This is a genomic window from Nocardioides litoris (assembly GCF_006346315.1).
GTDB lineage: Bacteria > Actinomycetota > Actinomycetes > Propionibacteriales > Nocardioidaceae > Nocardioides > Nocardioides litoris.
In genome coordinates this window covers 1-18,337 of sequence record NZ_VDMR01000003.1, presented here as the reverse complement: position 1 = coordinate 18,337, position 18,337 = coordinate 1, and the positions used below count along the sequence as shown (strand labels likewise).

General features: G+C 70.0%; 17 protein-coding genes, 1 tRNA gene and 1 pseudogene. 12 read left to right on the top strand and 7 right to left on the bottom strand.

From position 1 onward, the window contains the following. Window positions 1–29 precede the first annotated feature (29 nt). Entirely contained in the window at window positions 30–953 is a 924-nt protein-coding gene (locus FJQ57_RS12250; RefSeq protein ID WP_139980683.1) for a LysR family transcriptional regulator, read from the bottom strand. 93 nt (window positions 954–1,046) lie between these two features. Between FJQ57_RS12250 and FJQ57_RS12245 the strand changes: the two genes are divergently transcribed. The 4 genes from FJQ57_RS12245 to crcB all read left to right on the top strand — a co-directional run bounded on the left by FJQ57_RS12245 (window position 1,047) and on the right by crcB (window position 3,676). Next, a complete protein-coding gene (locus FJQ57_RS12245) occupies window positions 1,047–2,189 on the top strand; it encodes a TDT family transporter (RefSeq protein WP_139980681.1) in 1,143 nt (380 codons plus the stop codon). Window positions 2,190–2,371: 182 nt separating this feature from the next. Continuing rightward, the gene (locus FJQ57_RS12240; protein ID WP_211348905.1) at window positions 2,372–2,950 is read left to right on the top strand and encodes a fluoride efflux transporter FluC; all 579 of its coding nucleotides are present in this window, start codon (window positions 2,372–2,374) and stop codon (window positions 2,948–2,950) included. Between the two features lie 32 nt (window positions 2,951–2,982). Next, window positions 2,983–3,237, top strand: a complete 255-nt coding sequence (locus tag FJQ57_RS12235; protein WP_246081779.1) for a DUF190 domain-containing protein — start codon at window positions 2,983–2,985, stop codon at window positions 3,235–3,237. A gap of 67 nt (window positions 3,238–3,304) precedes the next feature. Beyond that, the gene (gene crcB / locus FJQ57_RS12230) at window positions 3,305–3,676 is read left to right on the top strand and encodes a fluoride efflux transporter CrcB (RefSeq protein WP_139980679.1); all 372 of its coding nucleotides are present in this window, start codon (window positions 3,305–3,307) and stop codon (window positions 3,674–3,676) included. Between the two features lie 269 nt (window positions 3,677–3,945). On the opposite strand, the gene FJQ57_RS12225 is transcribed toward crcB, so the two are convergent. Next, window positions 3,946–4,305 (bottom strand): ester cyclase, encoded by a 360-nt coding sequence (locus FJQ57_RS12225; protein WP_211348904.1) that lies wholly within the window; start codon window positions 4,303–4,305, stop codon window positions 3,946–3,948. A 236-nt stretch (window positions 4,306–4,541) separates the two neighbouring features. On the opposite strand from FJQ57_RS12225, the gene FJQ57_RS12220 reads away from it, so the two are divergent. Next, window positions 4,542–5,612, top strand: coding sequence for a sodium:calcium antiporter (locus FJQ57_RS12220; RefSeq protein WP_139980677.1), 1,071 nt, complete (start codon window positions 4,542–4,544; stop codon window positions 5,610–5,612). 272 nt (window positions 5,613–5,884) lie between these two features. On the opposite strand, the gene FJQ57_RS22970 is transcribed toward FJQ57_RS12220, so the two are convergent. After that, entirely contained in the window at window positions 5,885–6,349 is a 465-nt protein-coding gene (locus FJQ57_RS22970; RefSeq protein WP_281284272.1) for a tyrosine-type recombinase/integrase, read from the bottom strand. A 972-nt stretch (window positions 6,350–7,321) separates the two neighbouring features. On the opposite strand from FJQ57_RS22970, the pseudogene mobF reads away from it, so the two are divergent. From mobF to FJQ57_RS12195, 5 genes and pseudogenes are all read left to right on the top strand, one after another. After that, window positions 7,322–8,245 (top strand): annotated as a pseudogene (mobF, locus tag FJQ57_RS23800) (MobF family relaxase); the annotation flags it as partial. Window positions 8,246–8,296: 51 nt separating this feature from the next. Continuing rightward, the gene (locus tag FJQ57_RS12210) at window positions 8,297–10,144 is read left to right on the top strand and encodes an ATP-dependent DNA helicase (RefSeq protein WP_425465424.1); all 1,848 of its coding nucleotides are present in this window, start codon (window positions 8,297–8,299) and stop codon (window positions 10,142–10,144) included. 149 nt (window positions 10,145–10,293) lie between these two features. Beyond that, the gene (locus FJQ57_RS12205; RefSeq protein ID WP_246081777.1) at window positions 10,294–10,578 is read left to right on the top strand and encodes a helix-turn-helix transcriptional regulator; all 285 of its coding nucleotides are present in this window, start codon (window positions 10,294–10,296) and stop codon (window positions 10,576–10,578) included. Between the two features lie 159 nt (window positions 10,579–10,737). Continuing rightward, window positions 10,738–11,901 carry a tyrosine-type recombinase/integrase gene (locus FJQ57_RS12200; RefSeq protein WP_170215388.1) on the top strand — a complete coding sequence of 388 codons (1,164 nt, stop codon included), beginning with the start codon at window positions 10,738–10,740 and terminating at the stop codon, window positions 11,899–11,901. 31 nt (window positions 11,902–11,932) lie between these two features. After that, window positions 11,933–12,006 (top strand) — tRNA-Ile (locus tag FJQ57_RS12195). A 16-nt stretch (window positions 12,007–12,022) separates the two neighbouring features. Here the strand turns inward: FJQ57_RS12195 and FJQ57_RS12190 are convergent. From FJQ57_RS12190 to FJQ57_RS12175, 4 genes are all read right to left on the bottom strand, one after another. Further along, window positions 12,023–12,997, bottom strand: coding sequence for an SGNH hydrolase domain-containing protein (locus FJQ57_RS12190; protein WP_139980671.1), 975 nt, complete (start codon window positions 12,995–12,997; stop codon window positions 12,023–12,025). 75 nt (window positions 12,998–13,072) lie between these two features. Continuing rightward, the gene (locus FJQ57_RS12185; RefSeq protein ID WP_246081776.1) at window positions 13,073–13,567 is read right to left on the bottom strand and encodes a ribonuclease H family protein; all 495 of its coding nucleotides are present in this window, start codon (window positions 13,565–13,567) and stop codon (window positions 13,073–13,075) included. Then, on the bottom strand, window positions 13,564–13,989 hold the full coding sequence (locus FJQ57_RS12180; protein WP_139980669.1) for an Hpt domain-containing protein: 426 nt from the start codon (window positions 13,987–13,989) through the stop codon (window positions 13,564–13,566). Before FJQ57_RS12180 ends, FJQ57_RS12185 begins: the two co-directional genes overlap by 4 nt. Window position 13,990: 1 nt before the next feature. Then, the gene (locus tag FJQ57_RS12175) at window positions 13,991–15,472 is read right to left on the bottom strand and encodes a serine/threonine-protein kinase (RefSeq protein ID WP_139980668.1); all 1,482 of its coding nucleotides are present in this window, start codon (window positions 15,470–15,472) and stop codon (window positions 13,991–13,993) included. Window positions 15,473–15,605: 133 nt separating this feature from the next. Here FJQ57_RS12175 and tyrS point away from each other — a divergent pair, with 133 nt between their 5' ends. Together tyrS and FJQ57_RS12165 are read left to right on the top strand one after the other, a co-directional pair. Next, window positions 15,606–16,877, top strand: a complete 1,272-nt coding sequence (gene tyrS, locus FJQ57_RS12170; protein ID WP_139980666.1) for a tyrosine--tRNA ligase — start codon at window positions 15,606–15,608, stop codon at window positions 16,875–16,877. A 2-nt stretch (window positions 16,878–16,879) separates the two neighbouring features. Continuing rightward, a complete protein-coding gene (locus tag FJQ57_RS12165) occupies window positions 16,880–17,941 on the top strand; it encodes an alpha-hydroxy acid oxidase (protein WP_139980664.1) in 1,062 nt (353 codons plus the stop codon). Window positions 17,942–18,337: the final 396 nt, after the last annotated feature.

Genomic DNA, 18,337 nt, shown 5'->3' with positions numbered 1-18,337 from the left:
ACCAGTTCATTGTGTAGGCGCTCTGGTGGTCAGCGCTCAGCCGCACGCGCGATCGCGACGAGGTCACGCACTACCCCGGCCGGCGGGTTCTTGGTTCCGACCCAGACGGCGCGGAAGTACCGTCGCAGATCGAGGTCCAGTACGGCCACGACGCTCAGGCTCCCGGAATCCACGTCGCGCGCGACGACGCGACGGCTGAGGAACGCCGGCGCGCTGCCGGCAAGGACTGCTTCGCGGACGGCGGTCGCGGTGGTGAGCTCCACCTCCGGGTCGCCCACCGCCAAGCCATGTTTGGCCAAGGCGATCTCAAGAACCTCGCGGGTTCCCGAGCCCTGCTCACGACTGGTCAGCGCAAGTTCTGCCACCTCCTCGGGCAACAGCGGGGTGCGTCGTCGACTCAGCGGTGTGCCGGCCGCCGCGACCAGAACGAGCTCGTCCTGGGCGACGGTCACCGACCGCACCGCCGCCGGCGCCTCGACTCCCTCGACGAAGCCCACGTGGGCTGTTCCTGCGCGAACCGCTTCGACCACGTCTCGGCTGTTGGAGGCATTGAGACTCACAGCCGTCGCCCGGTAGCCCTCGCCAAGCTGTCGTTGGCGCAACTGCACCAGCCAGCGGGGGATGAGACTCTCCGCGATCGTCATGCTGGCCCACACCACGAGCTCGCGACTGCGGTCGCCGCGCAACCCCTCGATCGCGGTGTCTACCTCGTCGGCTAGATCGAGCAGCCGCGCCGCCCACTCGGCTACGACCACGCCGGCCTCGGTGAGCTGTGATCCACGTGCGCCGCGTCGCACGAGCGTCAGCCCTGTCTGGGCCTCCATTCCCCGCACACGTTCGGACGCGGCCTGCTGGCTCATGCCGTTGGCGCGTGCCGTGCCACCGATGCTGCCATGGCGGGCGATGCCTACGAGCAGCCGCAGTCCATCGAGATCGGGAAGATGGGAAGACACAGGGCAAACTTACCGGTAGTCACAAGCCTTGGTTGTGGATGCACAGCTGGGCGGGGACTACTGAGCGACTGTGCGCGCTCGCAGACTGAAGTCATGAGCATTCTCGAATCCCGCACCAGCTCCAGCGTGCGCCCCGCGGATCGTCGTACCTTCCTGAGCGCTCTCGAGGGACGGCCCGCGTTCGGATTTATCGGTCCGAACTGGTTCGCCTCGGTGATGGGCACCGGCATCGTCGCGAACGCCGCCGCGACCTTGCCCGTCGAGGTCCCCGGTCTGCTGCTCTTCGCACGGGCCGTGTGGGTGCTCGACGTGATCCTGCTCGCTGTCATCAGTATGGCCACGCTCATCCACTGGACGCAGCACCCCCGCACCGCGCGGGGACACCTCGACGACCCGGCGATGTCGCACTTCTACGGCGCCCCGGCCATGGCGCTGATGACCGTCGGGGCAGGCGCCCTGCTGGTCGGTCAGCCGCTAGTCGGCCAGGGCACAGCCGTGGGCATGGACTTCGTGCTCTGGACTGCCGGCACCCTGCTCGGTCTCTGGACCGCGGTGGCGGTGCCCTACAAGGCCTTCACCACCCACGAGGTGAAGCAGGACGCGGCCTTCGGGGGCTGGCTGATGCCCGTCGTGCCGCCCATGGTCAGCGCGGCCACCGGTCCGCTGCTGCTGCCCCACCTGCCCGCCGGTCAGTGGCAGCTCAGCATGCAGCTGGCCTGCACGATGATGTTCGGCCTGACCATCGTGGCCAGCCTGGTCGTGATCACGATGATCTGGAGCCGGTTGGTGCACCACAAGGTCGGGGCCGCCGCCGCGGTGCCCACGCTGTGGATCGTGCTCGGCCCGCTCGGCCAGTCGATCACCGCCGCGCACACCCTCGGCGCGACAGCTGTCGACGTCTACCCCGCACCGTATGGGCGCGCCTTCGAGGCCGTGGGGCTCGTCTATGGCGCACCCATGTGGGGGTTCGCCATGTTGTGGCTGGCGCTCGCGATCGCCATCACGATCCGCACCGTGCGAGCAGGCATGCCCTTCTCGCTGACTTGGTGGTCCTTCACCTTCCCGGTCGGCACGGTCGTCACCGGGACGTCAGGACTGGCAGCCATTACGGGTGCGCACTTTCTGGTGTTCGCCGCAGTGGTCTTCTACACCGGTCTCCTGGTCGCTTGGGGCACGGTGGCGGTTCGTACCGGGCGGGGTGTGTTCTCCGGCCACCTCCTGCGCGCCCCGGCCTGAGCCTGCGGCGATGTCGCCAGCGTTCTCAGACGCTGCGTGGGGGCGGTGACGTGTCCGGGCGGTCGGGTCGCCCGCGTGGCCCGGAGTTGGTTAGCATGGGCGCACACGATGGCGGTGGGGCTCGCCGACAACCGTGGCGCCGGGCCACCAACAGTCCCTACCTGAGACAGGTAGGAGTTCGTGTGCCCGAAAGCAATGACCCCATGGCGGTCGATCGCCTGGTCAACCTCCCCATGGATCCCGACACGGCGACGGACACCGTCGCGAACGGGCCGCACCGTTGGCTCTCCTTTCTGAGGTCGCGGTGGGACGTGCTGCTGGCCATCAGTGCCGGCGGAGCCCTGGGGAGCCTGGCCCGGTGGGGTGTCGGGGCACTCGTCCCGTGGACGGGCTCGACCTTTCCGTGGGCGACGTTCATCGAGAACATCTCCGGGGGCTTCGCCCTCGGCGCGCTGATGGTGTTCGTACTCGACGTGTGGCCACCACGTCGCTACCTGCGCCCCTTCCTCGGCGTCGGCGTCCTGGGCGGCTACACGACGTTCTCGGCCTACATGCTGGAGACCCGGCACTTGCTCGCCGAGGGCCAGCTGGTCACCGCCTTCACCTATCTGGGCGGGTCGCTGCTGGTCGGGCTGTGCGCGGTGTGGCTCGGCATCGCTTCCGCACGCATGGTGGCGTTCGGATGGCCGCGCCGACGACGGCGTCGGCACCCCGAGCAGTCCACCATCGAGCCCACCGATTACCAAGTGAGGAATTCATGACGCTAGAAGGGCCTGCGACCAGGCTGACCATCATGGTGGGGGAGTCCGACCAGACCCACCACCACCCGGTCTACACCGAGATCGTGCACCGGGCACACCGGGCTGGACTCGCCGGCGCCAGCGTCCTGCGCGGCATCGAGGGGTTCGGCAAGTCCAACTACATCCCCACCACCCGGCTGTTGTCGCTGAGCGAGGACCTCCCCGTCGCAATATGCATCGTCGACGCCGAGGAACGGATCCGGGCCTTCCTCCCCGAGCTGGAGGACTTGAGATCGAGGGGCTGGTGATCCTGGACCCGGTCGAGGTCGTCCGGTACGCCGGCCGCCGCCCGTCCGGACGAGCAGAGGACCACCGGTGACGGTCGCGATGGTGCTGCTCGGCGGCGCGATCGGCGCGCCCCTGCGCTACCTCACCGACCTGTTCGTGCAGTCCCGACACGACAGCGTCTTCCCCTGGGGCACCTTCACCGTCAACGTCCTCGGCTCCCTGATCTTGGGCGTCACCGCAGCCGCGGTCATCGACCTCGGGGCGCCGGGGTGGGTGCTGACGTTGGTCGGCACCGGGCTCTGCGGAGCGCTCACGACCTTCTCTACCTTCGGGTTCGAGACCATCCGGCTGCTCGAGCAAGGGTCGGTCCTGACCGCCGCAGCCAACAGTGTCGCAAGCCTGGCCCTCGGACTGGGCGCCTGCGCGGGTGGCTTCGCGGTCGCCGCCGCGATGTTGTGAGACCGCCTTGGGACCCGCGACCGAACCTCATGCGCGAGCCGCCCAGGATCACGCAGCTCTACACCACCACCGGGGACTTGACCTCGCCGTCTCGGCGTGTTCCAGAGCCCGACTCACCGCGACGGCCGACCCGTCTGGTCAGGCGCTGGCTCGATGGGCATACCCCGACTGGCCGGTGACGGGGGACTCCTGCGTTGGCGTAGCAGCTTTGGTACGGCAGGAGCGCACACCGTCAATGGACCTGCCGTCGGTGTCTGCCGGTGCGATGCTCAGGCGAGTCCGAGTTGCGACATGATGCCGGCTTCGTCAGTGTCGCCCCAGCGCTCGACGAGCGTGGCGTTCTCGTCGAATTTGCTGATCTGCACCCCGCGGACCGCGAACGGCTTGCCAGTCGTGCCGTGGCCTTGGACGGGCCCGTCGTGAGTGCCGGTCAGCGTGTAGGCGAAGGCGACGTTGTCGTCGTCGGCCACAAGGTGCTCGACCTCGACCTCGACATGGAGGTCGGGGAAGGCAGCACGCATCTCGTTGAAGAAGGCCACGAAGCCAGCCGCTCCGTCCACCTGGCCCGGGGTGGGGTCGTGATCGACCTTGCCGTCGGCGACCAAGTCATGCAGAGCCGTGAGGGTCACCAGTGTTGACAGCCTCGCCAAAGGCTTGTTGTGCTGTGATGTTCGTGTCCTTGCTCATTGTTGACTCCTTGGTCGAGACGCGTTCTCGTCGTGAGACTGGTGCTGAGCCGCGGCACGACTGAACTGCCTCGCGTGGGTGGGGCGGATGCTGGGGTGTGGCCCGGGTGGTCGCGTCCCGTCGATGATCGGACTCGACTATCGTTGTCTTGCATTGTCGTCACGCATCCAGGAGATCTGTGTCCACGCTCCCGCTCGCCTGGTTGTTGTTGATCTTCGTCGGAGCTGCGGGTGCCATCTGGGTCGCTGGTGTGCAGTTGTCGAGGCAGACCGACGTGTTGGCCACCCGGCTCGGCTTGGGCTCCGCGCTCGGAGGCCTGGTCTTGCTCGCGGTTGCGACCAACCTGCCGGAGATTGCCATCGTGGTCAGCGCGTCGTTGGCCGGGAACGTCGGGGTCGCGGTCGGCAACATCTTGGGCGGGATCGCCATACAGACCGTCGTCTTGGTCCTCCTCGACGCCTTCGGCGTCAGGGGAGCCCGACCCCTCACCTACCGGGCAGCATCGCTCGTCCTGGTCCTGGAGGCCGTGCTGGTGGTCGCGATCCTTGCCGTGGTCGTGGCCGGCAGCCAGTTGCCGGCGGACCTGATCGTGTTTCGGCTCGAGCCCGGCGCGGTGCTGATCGCGGGGCTGTGGGTGGTCGGTCTGCTGCTGCTGCGCCGGGCCAGCCAGTCTCTGCCCTGGCACGAGGCCGGCGAGGCCCCTGACAACCAGGACCCCCCGCGTGGCCACTCCCGAGCACAGACAGAGCAGAAGGCCACCGAGAAGGGCGTGGCGACCTCGCGTGCCGCGATCGTGTTCGGGGTCGCGGCCTTGGTCACCCTCGTCGCCGGCGTGGTCCTGGAGCGCAGTGGAGACGCCATCGCCGGTGACATCGGTTTGTCTGGTGTGCTCTTTGGCGCCACCGTCCTGGCGGCGGCGACCTCTCTGCCCGAGCTGTCGACCGGTCTGACGTCGGTGCGCCAGGGTGACTACCAGCTGGCGATGAGTGACATCTTCGGTGGCAACGCGTTCCTGCCCGTCCTGTTCCTGCTCGCGGGTCTGATCTCGGGGCAATCAGTCCTGCCACAGGCCCAGGACACTGACATCTATCTCACCGCCCTTGCCATGCTGCTGACCCTGGTCTACGCCGCGGGCCTGGTCTTCCGGCCCGAGCGGCGCACGGCTCGGATGGGGCTGGACTCCTGGGTGGTCCTGGCGCTGTACGCACTCGGCGTCGCCGGCCTGTTCTCGATCGCCGCTGTCGGATAGTTCTGCTGAGCACGTGGCCCGGTAGAGATCATGGTCTGCCCGGGTCCGCGGGTCCGTCGTGGGAACCTCGGGTGCGCACTGGATGAGGAACTCGCCGAAGGAACGCAGGGCAAGATCGGCACCCGAGACGCTGCCGGGTCGCAGCAAGCACCCGATCTGCTCCAGGTAGCGCTGCATGACGTGCACAAGTTCGGGGCGCACTGAGAGTTCCTCCCAGGTCGCCAGCGGCTCGGGCGCAATCATCGCGCACCTGCCGGGCGTGCGGCGTAGACCTAGGCATCGATGACCTCGGCAGCCTTGCGGTACTGCGAGGTCAACCAGTCATCGGCCAGATGGAGGTAGATCCGGGTCGTTTCGATCGAGGCGTGCCCGGCTTGGGACTGAACGGCCTCGAGCGGCATCCCTGCTTCACGCAGCCGGGTCAGGCAGGTGTGGCGCAGTGCGTGGCAGGTCGCGTGGCCGATGCCGGCGCGGGTGCGTGCGGTGAGAAGGATCTGGTCGAGCCCTGCTGCGGTCAAAGGTCGGCCGCGACCGCCTTGCTTCAAGACCACGAACAGCTGATCGGTGGTGGCATCGGGTGGTCGTTCGGCGTCGAGGTAAGCCGCGACGTGGTCGAAGAACCGCGAGGAGGTCGGAACCAGTCGCTGGTGACCGCCCTTGCCGTCGGCGATGAAGACCCGCCGCTCGGCCACCCGTAGATCCTCCACCCGTAGCCCGACGACCTCGCAACGCCGCAGCCCACCGAGCTACATCGCAGCCAGCATCGCGCGGTCGCGGTGGGTCCGCAGCGCGGCGGTGAGCTGGTCGACCTCGTCGGGGGTCAGGATCCGTGGCACCGTCCGCGACGAGCGAACCAGCGGCACGCCCTGGTTCGGGCGGTTGCGTTCGCGTCGGGTCGGCAGACCGCGCGGGACCGGGTTCTTCGCCACGTCGCCGCGCGCGACAAGGTAGGCGTAGCCCGGACACCACCGAGAGCCGGCGCCGCAGGGTCCGGTTCGAGACCCCCGACTCATCACCGGCCACCGAGACAAGCGGGCCGCCGGTGCCGCTGATTGAAGACTTCCCGGCGCGCTGAGCAGTCATGAACGCCATAACCTCACGCGGCGTCACCTCCTGCGGCGCCACACCCACCACCGAGAAGAACACCCGCAAGTCATAGGCCGTCGCAAGCACCGTGTTCGGCCGGCAACGACTCGCCACAAAGTCCAGGTAGTCATCAAGAAGCTTCACCCGAACCGCATGACCGGCTCACCCGAAGACCCCCTGGACCTGATCAGACACACATCAACGAACGACATTCCGGGCGCCTCCTGCCGGCACAGAACACCCGGCGGATCCGGGCACTCAGTCCTACGAGGGATACCCGCATATCAAGCATGTGAGGGCGTATAGGACTCGGCGCCTGCCGTTCGAACCCCACCGGTTCGCCGACACGCCGACGTTAGTAGTCCCCATGCCGCCTATGTCCTGCTCGCCGAGCTGGACCCGTGACGCGACGTTCCTCCACCCAGCATCTGAGATATCGACGGTTGTTCATGTACCCGATCAAAGTTCCATAATCGCGCCTAGGAACGCTAGAAGAATAGGCGGCACGTATGCTACGAATGTCCGTAGTCGGGTCGCCTTCGGGTGGCCCGTATTCGCATTTCTAGGATAATTGACGGAAATCGATTGTGGCTGATTGTTGGTGAATTGACGTGCATGGCGGGATGAAGGTCTACCGCGGCTCAGCTACTGCTGCGCGGACCTATGTCGAGGCTGATCGGTCGCGGGTCGATGACTACTACCTGGCCGAGGGCACGGGTCTGGCCGAGCGCCACGTCGCGGTCAGCGCCGCTGGTGAGGCAGCAGGTCGCGGCGCTCCGGGTGTCCGCGCCGGCCGCGCCATGGACGGCGACGCCTACGAGGCGTGGGTCGCAGGCCGCGACGCGGCCACGGGCCGCGGCAAGGGCCGGGTCCGGACTGATGACCAGGCGGTGCGGTTCGTGGAGGTTGTGGTCAACGGGCCCAAGACGTGGTCGCTGGCCGCGACGGTGCATCCGGAGGTCTCAGCTGCTTACGACGCGGCGCAAGACCGGGCTGCGGGTGAGGTGGTTGGGTGGCTGGTCGAGCACGCGACCACGCGGGTGGGGCCGCGGGGGCGGCAGGTCCAGGTGCCGGTGGAGGAGATCGAGGCCGCGGTCGTGCGGCATCACACTTCGCGTGCTGGTGATCCGCACCGCCACTTGCACTTGCAGGTCAACGCCCGGGTCTGGGCCCAGGGGGCGTGGCGGGGGATCCACACGGTCGGGGTCCGCGACTGCCTGGACGCGATCAACGGCATCGGACACGCAGCCATCGCCTGTGACCCGCAGTTCCGCGCAGTGCTGAGCAAGCACGGGTACACGCTGGATGCTGAGTCCGGGGAGATCGAGCAGCTGTCACCGTTCGCGGGTGCGTTCAGTGCCCGGGCGGCGCAGATCGGCCGCAACGTCGACACCTACGAGGCTCAGTGGCGCACCGCGCATCCCGGTCAGGAACCCGGCCCCAGACTGCGACGCACGTGGGATGCCCGGGCCTGGGCTGATGCGCGTCCGGACAAGGTCGTGCCGAAGGACGGGGCCGAGTTGCGGGCACGGTGGCTCGAGGAGCTCGCCGACCTCGGCTTCCACGCACCCACCGCGCCGGCTAAGTCGGCTGAGCCAATGGCGCCGAGGATCGGGCAGCTGAACCGTGACGTGTGCGTCGAGGTCGTGCTGTGCCGCCTCGGTGCACGCCGGTCGGGGTGGAACGCAGCCGATGTGCGCGGTGAGGTCGAACGGCTCGTGGCCTCGGTCGGGCTGGTCGCCGAGGCGCCGGCGCGGGTCGAGCTCACCGAGGACCTCACTGCCCGGACCCTGGCCCAGTGCGTACCGCTACTTGACCGGACTGATGTGCCCGAGCACATTCGGTCGTTGACCTCGTCGAAGGTGTTGTCGGTCGAGAACGAACTGACGGCCCGCCTGACCAACCGCTCACCCATCACCGACACCAAGTCCGGCGCCGGGCCGGCGGAAGTCATCGCAGCCAACCGCGGGCTTGATGTCGCTCAGCAGAACGTCGCTGCGCACCTTGCCGGCGGGGCGCGGCTACTGCTGGTCGAAGGCGCTGCAGGTGCTGGGAAGACCTCGACCCTGGCCGCTGCCAACCAGGCCATGACGCAGGCCGGGCGGGGCCGGATGGTCGTGGTGACGCCGACCTTGAAGGCCGCCTCGGTCGCCGCCGAGGAACTGGGGACCGAAGCGTTCTCGGCGGCGTGGCTGGTCCACCAGCATGGGTTCCGGTGGGATCAGGACGGCCGTTGGTCGCGGGTTCTGGCTACGCCTGAGGATCGGGCGCGGTTGTTGCCGGGGGATCTGTTGCTTGTCGATGAGGCCGGGATGCTCGACCAGGACACTGCGTTGGCGTTGATGAAGATCGCCGACCAGTCAGGCGCACGCCTCGCGCTGGTCGGCGACCGGCACCAGCTGCCAGCGGTCGGACGTGGGGGAGTCCTGGACCTGGCCGCCGACGCAGCCCCCGACACGGCATGTCTGACTCTGGAGACGGTCCACCGGTTCGCCGATCCCAACTACGCGCACCTCACACTCGAGATGCGGACCGGGCAGAACGCCGCCGAGGTCTTCGAAGCTCTCCTGGCTCGAGGTGACATCCAGATCCATCCCAGCGACATCGAACGAGTTCAGGCCCTGACCAACTTCGCCGACGTCACCGGTATTAGCCACGACGGCGCGGAACATCAACGGACGCTGGTGGTGGCTGACACCCGCGAGCAGGTCGCCGCGCTCAACGCCGCGATCCGCGACCGTCGCCAGACCGACCAGAGGCACGACGACGGGCAGGCGCTCACGACCGCCGCGGGGGAGCGCATCGGTGTCGGCGACACCATCACCACGCGCCGCAACGACCGCTCTCTGGGGGTGGCGAACCGGCAGACCTGGACCATTACCGCGGTCGCCGACGACGGCGCCCTGACCATCGCCGGCGAACCCCTCGCGGTCGGCCCCAGCAGGCCAGGAACGCAGGGGGGAACGCAACCAGCAGCAGGACACCGAACAGGGACAAAGCCCCAGGTCAGCAGGGGGGAACGCACCCTTCCGGCGGCCTACGTCCAGCAGCACGTCGAGCTGGCCTACGCCCAAACCGTCTACGGCGCGCAGGGCGAGACCGTGGACCGTGCCCACTTCGTCCTGGGGGAGCAGACCGGTGCCGCGTCGGCGTACGTGGCGATGACCCGGGGCCGGGAGGCCAATACCGCGCACCTGGTCGCTGAGAGCGTCGATGAGGCCCGCGAGCAGTGGGTCGCTGTGTTCAGCCGCGACCGCGCCGACCTCGGACCAGCACGCGCAGCGACCAGAGCTGCAGAGGATCTCGACCGCTACGGCAGCCTCGACTGGGAGACCGCCGAAGCCATCCAAGTCACCGAGTCTGCGGCCGCAACACGCCTGCGACCGGACCGCGGCAGCCCAGCCGAGCTCCGCCCTGAACCGGCTCGTCCTGGCCGTTCGCGGTGACCCACCGCGGGTAGTCGACGAAAGTTTTTGGTCCGCAGTGATCGCCAGGGACCCCATCTTCGCCTTGGTCCTTAGTGAGAGAGCAAATTCCAGGCGCCGGGCTCGGCCGGTACGCGACGACGACGCCTCCAATCACGAGAGGACCCACCATGACCAACCTCGACAGCTCGTCCACCCCTGCGGCACAGGCCGGCATGTCCACGATCGGCTCCATGACCATCGGCTCGCTCGACGATCGACCCGACGCCGACTTCCTGACCCTGCCCGAGGTCGCCGATGTACTGCGGGTGCCGGTCAACACCTTGCGGTGGTGGCGCCAGCAGGGCACCGGGCCGCGCTTCTTCAAGATCGGGCGACGTCTGGTCACCACGGTCGGCGACCTGACCAGCTGGGTGGAGACGCAGAAGACCGGCACAGGCCCCGACGCGGCTTAAGACGCTCGGCGCGTCTGTGGGTTGTCCACAGGCGCGCCGAGTGCGCCGTTGTCCACAGCCACGTCCGGACCGCCAGCGCGGACCCGCCATTCGGACGTCGAATGCTGGGAAGCGGCACCGCCGCTCCTTCGTCGACCCCTCGAGATCAGGAGAATGCGCATGGCCAGCTACAGCGTGGCCAAGAGGCCCAACGGTCAGTGGAGAGCCCGCTACCGGGGCCCCGACCACAAGGAACGATCCCGGCACTTTGATCGCAAGGTCGACGCCGAGCGATGGGCGCGCACCGAGGTCGCCCGCCTCGACCGCGGCGAGTGGACCAGCCCCGAGCTCGGACGCCTCACCGTCGGCGAGTACTCCCAGGAGTGGCTGCGCAGCAAGGTCCGCATCCGCCCATCCACCCGACTGATGTACGACGTCGTCCTGCGCAACCAGGTGCTGCCCACCTGGGAGAGCGTCCGGCTCGACGCCGTACGCCACGAGGACGTCGGAGCCTGGATCGCCAAACTCCACGGCAACGGGCTCTCGGCCGCACGCACCCGGCACGCCTGGGTCGTCCTGTCCCAGATCCTCGAGCTCGCGGTCCGCTCGCACCGGATCCCGAACAACCAGGCCAAGGGAGTCGAGCTACCCGCCCTGCCCAGCAAGAGCGAGCGGGACAAGACCCGGTTCCTCGACGAGCGAGAGGTGTGGGCACTGGCCGAAGCCGCCGGCGACTTCTCGCTCTCCGTGCTCGTCCTGGCCTGGTGCGGGCTGCGGTTCGGCGAGCTCGCCGCCCTTCGCTGCAGCAGCCTCAACGTCACGAACCGCGAGCTACGCGTCTCGGCCACGCTCTCGGAGAGCAACGGCAAGCTCGTCGAAGGCCCACCCAAGACCGAGACCAGCAACCGCACCGTCCCGGTGCCGGCCTGGCTGTGCGACGAGCTCGCCGCACGGACCGAGGGCCGCGAGCCCACCGACCACCTGCTGACCTCACCCAACGGCGGGCCACTGCGCAGCGGCAACTGGCGCTACCGCGTCTTCGACCCGGCCGTGAAGAAGACCGGCCTGGCCTCCCAGCAGCGCGGCGACATGCTCCGCCCGCACGACCTACGACACACCTGCGCATCGCTCCACATCAAGCACGGAACGCCACCCAAGGTGCTCTCCACGATGCTCGGACACGCCTCCGTCGCGATCACCCTCGACCGCTATGGTCACCTCTACCCGGGCGAGGTGCACATGTTCGTCGACCGGCTCGGAGAGGTCGCTCTGGCCGCACGTGCGGACTATTTGCGGACAGCAGGCCGATCCGAGGCTCCGGACGGAGCGCCAGATCAGCCCTAGCAAGCCGCTGACCTGGGACAATGGAAAATGCGGGGCGGTAGCTCAGTCGGTTAGAGCAGAGGACTCATAATCCTTGGGTCGTGGGTTCGAGCCCCACCCGCCCTACCCCGATCGCGGTCGTTCAGCGACGCGCGGCCCGCAGCAGCCGGTCGACGGTCGGGCGGAAGTACGAGCCGAGCAGCGACGAGACCCGCCGACCGATGTGTATCTGGTCGACGAACACGGGGAGTCCCCGGAAGCGCCCTCGGCACCTGGCGGCATCGCAGAGCGCGTCCGCCGGGCGGACGAGGCGACTGTCGCGCCCGAGCAGGCGCTGGAGCGAGCGCACGCGGCTGATGTTCTCGCTGTAGTCCTTCAGCGCGCCCACCCGGGGCAGGTCGCACTGGTACCGGCCCCGTGCGCACGGGGGCGAGCCGCTCCAGACCATCGGCATGGGCGTGACCAGGTCGGTCGGCACGCCGATCTGCCGCAGCGCTCGGAACGCCCGGGCCTGCCCCTGCTGTGCCTTGCGCGCGTTGAGCCGGATGTAGTCGTGGATGTACCCCGGGTACAGCTCGTCGGCGCGGTCGGGAGGCGCGACCGCGTTGTGGTAGAGCTCCCACGCGGAGGAGACGACGACGCGCAGGTCCTGCCCGGCCCGCTCGCGCTGGCGCAGCCACTGGATCACCTTCGTGCCGTAGACCTGGCACGCGTTGAGGCCAGGACGGGGCCGTGGGTTCATCGGGGGACACGAACCCATGAAGAAGAACGCGAGGTTGACCCGTCGTGATCGGGTCGCCGCCTCGACCGCGGCCAGCAGCTCGAACGCGTGGGAGTCGCCCCACAGCACGACGGTGGGAGCGCCCGGCCTCCGCGGACCGACCCAGCACGGGTCCCACCGCCGCCGGGGGTCCTGGCCGCCGATCGAGGCAGCGCACGCGGCTGGCACCTCGACGAGGTCGCGGACGTCGAACGGTCCGAGGGGGTCGTTGTCGGCCCGGGCGGGAGGTGTCGTGGAGAGGCCGAGGACGACGAGGCTGACCACGGTGGCCAGGACGACCAGGGCGCGGGAGGGACGTCGACGCAGGCCGCCGGGGGGATCGACGGGTCGGGGCACGTGCGCATGCTGCCACCGATCGGTCCCGACCGGGCCCGCACGCCCGATCGCGAGGGTGGCGACAGCCCGGTCTGGTCAGGGCCGCCTGCTGGCCTCGACCGCGAGCCGGTCGACGAGGTCGTTCATCGGGTGCCCGGAGTGGCCCTTGACCCAGGCGAAGGCCACCTCGTCGCCCGGAGCGCGGCCGGTGACCTCGGCGACCAGCGGTTCCCACAGGTCGCGGTTGGCCACGGGCTGGCGGGCGCTGTTGACCCAGCCCCGGGCCAGCCAGCCTCGCCACCAGCCGTCGCGGAAGCAGTTGACGACGTACGTCGAGTCGCTGGTGACCAGCAGTGGGCCGGGATGGGCCCGCACCGCCTCGAGCACGGCGCGCAGCTCCATGCGCTGGTTGGTGGTGGGCGACTCGGAGCCCGACGCGTGCTCGGTCGACGAGGTCGCCCAGGCCCAGCCGCCAGGGCCGGGGTTGCCGCGGCAGGCGCCGTCGGTGAACACCTCGCGCGCGCCGGCCGGCACCTGCATCGCCGGGGGACGCGGACGCCGGGCACGGGGCTTGCGGGCCGCGCCGCTCACGGGGTGCTCACGGGCGGGTCGCCGGCGTACGTCGCGCGGTAGGTGAGCAGCAGCGCACGGCCCTCGGTCATCGCCGCGGCGAGCTCGGGCAGCAGTGCGGTCGCCCCCGAGAGCGAGTGCGCGTCGGCCTGCAGCTCGACGGCGCGGGCAGCGGCTCCGGCTCGTTCGGCGCCGAGGTTGAGGGCGCTGCCGGCGATCTTGTGCGAGCGGGCGCGCACGGTGTCGAGGTCGCCCGAGGCCGCGGCGGAGCTGATGGCCTCGACCGCCTCGACCGAGTTGACCTGGAAGTTGCCGATCGCCCGGTCGAGGTAGGAGGTGTCTCCCGGGTCGAGGTCGCGCAAGGTGTCGAGCCGCTCCACGTCCAGGCCGTCGATCGGCGCCGTCGCCGGCCCGGGCACCGGGTGCCGGATCGCGTCGCCCACGTCAGGCGTCGCCCGCGATCAGGAGCCGGCCGTCCTCGTCGGCCAGCTGCAGCGAGACGGTCTCGGTGCGGCTGTCGCCGTTCTCGAGGTCGTAGGAGTAGGTGTAGGTGACCGTGAGCGCCTCGGGATCGGCCGTGACCGACTGCACCCGCACGTCGGTCACCGAGCCCCAGAAGCCGTCGCGGTAGCCGGCGAACCCGCCGCTCGCACGCTGGAAGTCGGGCGTCAGCAGGTCGAAGCCGGCGCGGGGGTCGGCCGCCGCGGTGGTCACGTAGTTCTCGGCGAAGCCCTCGATGTCGGCGGCGGTGGGGCCCTCGGACGTCGTCGGGCTGCTGCTGGGCTCGCTCGGCTCGCTGCTCGGCTCGGTCGTGGTCGAGGTCGGGTTGCCGGGCGCCACGGTGGGTTCCTGCGGGTCGTCCTGCAGCACGAGGAAGCCGATGACGGCCAGCAGCACGACGACCAGGGCCCCCACGAGGACCGGCAGCACGGCCCCACGCCCCTGCCGCTCGCGGGCCGCCGGCGGCGCAGACGCCCGTGCCGGGGCGGGCGTGGGCTCGGGCGCCGGGGTGGGTGGGGTCGCCGCGCGGGGTGGCGGGACCGGTGGAGCAGCGGTGAGAGGACGGGTCGGCGGGTCGGCCTCGACCGGGGGCACCGGGGCCGCCGCGGCACCTGCGGACCCGTCGGGCTCGTCGGGGGCGGCGGCGACCAGCTCGAGGACCCGCGCCACGTCGCCCATGCTCCAGCGGCGTCGGGGGTCGTGGTTCATCGTGGCGAGCAGCACGGGGGTCAGCTCGCCGGCATTGTCGAGCCGCGGCGGCGGCTCGTTGACGATCTGGTAGAGCGCGCCGAGCACGTTGTCGCCCACGTCGTACGGCGGCCGCCCGGCGATCGCGTGGAAGAGGGTCGCCCCGAGCGACCAGACGTCGCTGGCCGTGGTCGCGAGCTTGCCCGAGGCCACCTCGGGCGAGAGGTACGCCGGCGAGCCGGTGACGAGGCCAGTCTGGGTGAGTGAGGGGTCGGCCTCGCTGCGGGCGATGCCGAAGTCACTGAGCTTGGCGTGGCCGTCGTCGCGGACCAGGATGTTGGAGGGCTTCACGTCGCGGTGCACCACGTGCTGCTCGTGGGCCGCGGTCAGCGCGGCGGCGACCTGCGCGAGGATCCGCGCCGCCTCGCGCGTGGTGAGCGCGCCCCCGTCACGGACGAGGTCGGCCAGGGTGCGGCCCTCGACGTACTCCATGACGAGGTAGGAGTGGTCGCCGTCGTCGACGAGGTCGAAGACGCCGACGATGTTGGGGTGGTTGAGGCTGGCCGCGATGCGGGCCTCGCGCTCGGCGCGCAGCAGGTCGGGGCTGGTGCCGCCGGGGGCGACCCCGACGCGCTTGAGCGCCACGGGGCGGCCGAGGACCTCGTCCCGGCCGAGCCAGACCGAGCCCATGCCGCCGCGGCCGACCTCGCGGTCGAGCGTGTACCTGCCGCCGATCACCCTGCTGCGTCCTCCGTCCCCGCGGGCGCTCCGCGGTCCGCCCCACAACTTACTGCCGCCGGACCACCGCGCCTGCCACGATCCGGGGTGAGGCAGGCTTGCCCGGACACCACCTGGATGGAAGGCACCCGACGTGACCGTCGACCCGACGCTGCTCGACGACCTCGCGTGGCGTGGGCTCCTGGCCCACACCACCGACCTCGACGCCCTGCGGGAGGCGTTCTCCTCGCGCAGCGTCCGGTACTACGTCGGCTTCGACCCCACGGCGCCCAGCCTGCACATGGGGCACCTCGTCCAGGTGATGACGGCCCGTCGGCTGCAGGAGGCCGGCCACACGCCGTACCTGCTGGTCGGCGGGGCCACCGGCATGATCGGCGACCCCCGCGACTCGGGCGAGCGCACCCTGAACACCGCCGACACCGTGGTGGAGTGGACGGCACGGGTGCGCGCTCAGCTCGAGCCGTTCTTGTCCTTCGACGGCGACAACGCCGCCACGATGGTCAACAACGCCGACTGGACGCGCGAGATGTCGGTCATCGACTTCCTGCGCGACGTCGGCAAGCACTTCCCGGTCAACCGGATGCTGGCCCGCGACACCGTCAAGCGGCGGCTCGAGAGCGGGATCAGCTACACCGAGTTCAGCTACGTCCTGCTGCAGTCCATGGACTTCCTCGAGCTGCACCGGCGCCACGGCGTCGAGCTGCAGTTCGGCGGGTCCGACCAGTGGGGCAACCTCACCGCGGGCGCCGAGCTCGTGCGCCGCACGACGGGGGAGCACGTGCACGCGTTCGGCACGCCCCTGATGACCAAGGCCGACGGCACCAAGTACGGCAAGACCGAGGGCGGCGCGCTCTGGCTCGACCCGACGATGCTCTCGCCGTACGCCTTCCACCAGTTCTGGCTCAACGTCGAGGACGAGAAGGTGGGCGAGCTGCTGCGCGTCTTCACCTTCCTCTCCCGCGAGGAGATCGAGGCCCTCGAGGCCCGGCACCTGGAGAAGCCCTTCGCCCGCGAGGCGCAGAAGACCCTGGCCGACGCCGTGACGACCTTCGTGCACGGTGCCGAGGAGACCGAGCAGGCCAAGGCCGCGGCGGCCGCACTCTTCGGGGGTGGGGACCTGGCGTCGTTGGCGCCGGCCACGCTCGCCGCAGCACTGCGCGAGGCCGGCACGACGACGGTGCCGCGCGGCGACGGCCTGCCCACCGCCAGCGACCTGCTCGTCGCGTCGGGCCTGGCCAGGAGTCGTGGCGAGGCGCGACGCACCGTCGCGGAGGGCGGGGCCTACGTCAACAACGAGCGCGTGACCGACGCCGACGCCGCGGTGGCGGAGTCCGACCTCATCGACGGAGCCTGGCTGGTGCTGCGGCGCGGCAAGAAGAAGTTCGCGGGCGTCGAGGTGCGCTGAGCGTGGGCGACGACGCGCTCTGGGTGGCGTCCCTGGCCGAGCGGGCCCGTGGCCTCCTGCCCGAGCCCGTCGCGGACTACATCGACCAGGGCGCCCGAGACGGGATCTCGACGGCCGAGGCCGCCGCGGCCTGGCGGCGGCTCCGGCTCCGTCCCCACGTCCTGCGCGACACCCGCGTCGTCGACCCGTCGGTGACCGTGCTCGGACGCGCTCTCGACGTCCCCCTCGGGGTCGCCCCCACCACCTTGCAGCGAGCGGTGCATCCCGACGGGGAGTGCGCGGTGGCGTCGGCCGTGGCCGAGGTCGGTGGACTGCTGGTGGTCTCCAGCAACGCCGGCACACCGTTCGCCGACATCGGCGCGACCGGGGTGCGGTGGTGGGTGCAGTCCTACCTGCCCGCCGACCGGGCGCTGGCGCTCCCGCTGCTGGCGCGGGCGGTCGACGCCGGCGCCGAGGCCGTGGTCCTCACGCTCGACACCCCCGTCGTCGGCACCAAGTACGCGCGACCCGGCGTCCCCGTCGTCTGGGACGTCGTCGACCCTGCTCTGCTCCGGGTCAACTTCGACGCGGGGTACGCCGAGGCGCCCGGCTCGGAGAAGGCCCTCGACCTCGGCCCCGGTGACATCACCTGGCTGGGGCGCACCACCGGGCTGCCCGTCGTGGTCAAGGGCGTGCTGCGTGGTGACGACGCCGTCCGGTGCGTCGAGGCCGGCGCCGCGGCGGTGTGGGTCTCCAACCACGGTGGACGTCAGCTCGACCGGGCCGTGGCCACGACTGGTGCTCTGCCCGAGGTCGTCGCCGCCGTGGACGGCAGGGCCGAGGTCTACGTCGACGGGGGAGTGCGCACCGGGCTCGACGTGGCGACCGCGCTGGCCCTCGGCGCGTCCACAGCTTTCGCCGGACGACCCGTCCTGCACGCCCTGGCCGTCTCCGGGGCCGGCGGCGTGCGCCGTTGGTGGCAGGAGATGGCCCTGCAGACGGTCGAGGCGCTGCGGCTGTGCGGCGCCGCCACGGTTGCCGACACGCGTGACCTCGTTGCGCCTGACGGCCTGGCAAGCCTCTGACCTGCACAAACGCTGTTCGGGGCTCCGTGTGGCCCGGGTCACGCCGACTCGATTTGTGCGTCCTGGCGGTCTCGTCTAATGTTCTCTTTGTCGCCAGGGAGCGGCGGGGAGCAAGGCCGGTCTGGCCGGGCTCCCGGCCCCGAGGCGGCCGCCTCCTCTTCACCGTAGTCGGTGGCAGGACGTCCCACGAGGATGATCCGAAGTCCGGCACGAAGCGGTGTGGAGGGATCAGCAGTCACCAGTTCGGCCTCGCAAGGGACGAGCAGGTGTGCGCCTGATGTTTGAGAACTCAACAGTGTGTCATAGTCGACGGATTAGTTTGTAGGCTCGTCTGTTTGTTGGATGGGTTGATAGTTTTTTTCGGCAATGATTCTGGCTAGCGATAGTCAGTGATCG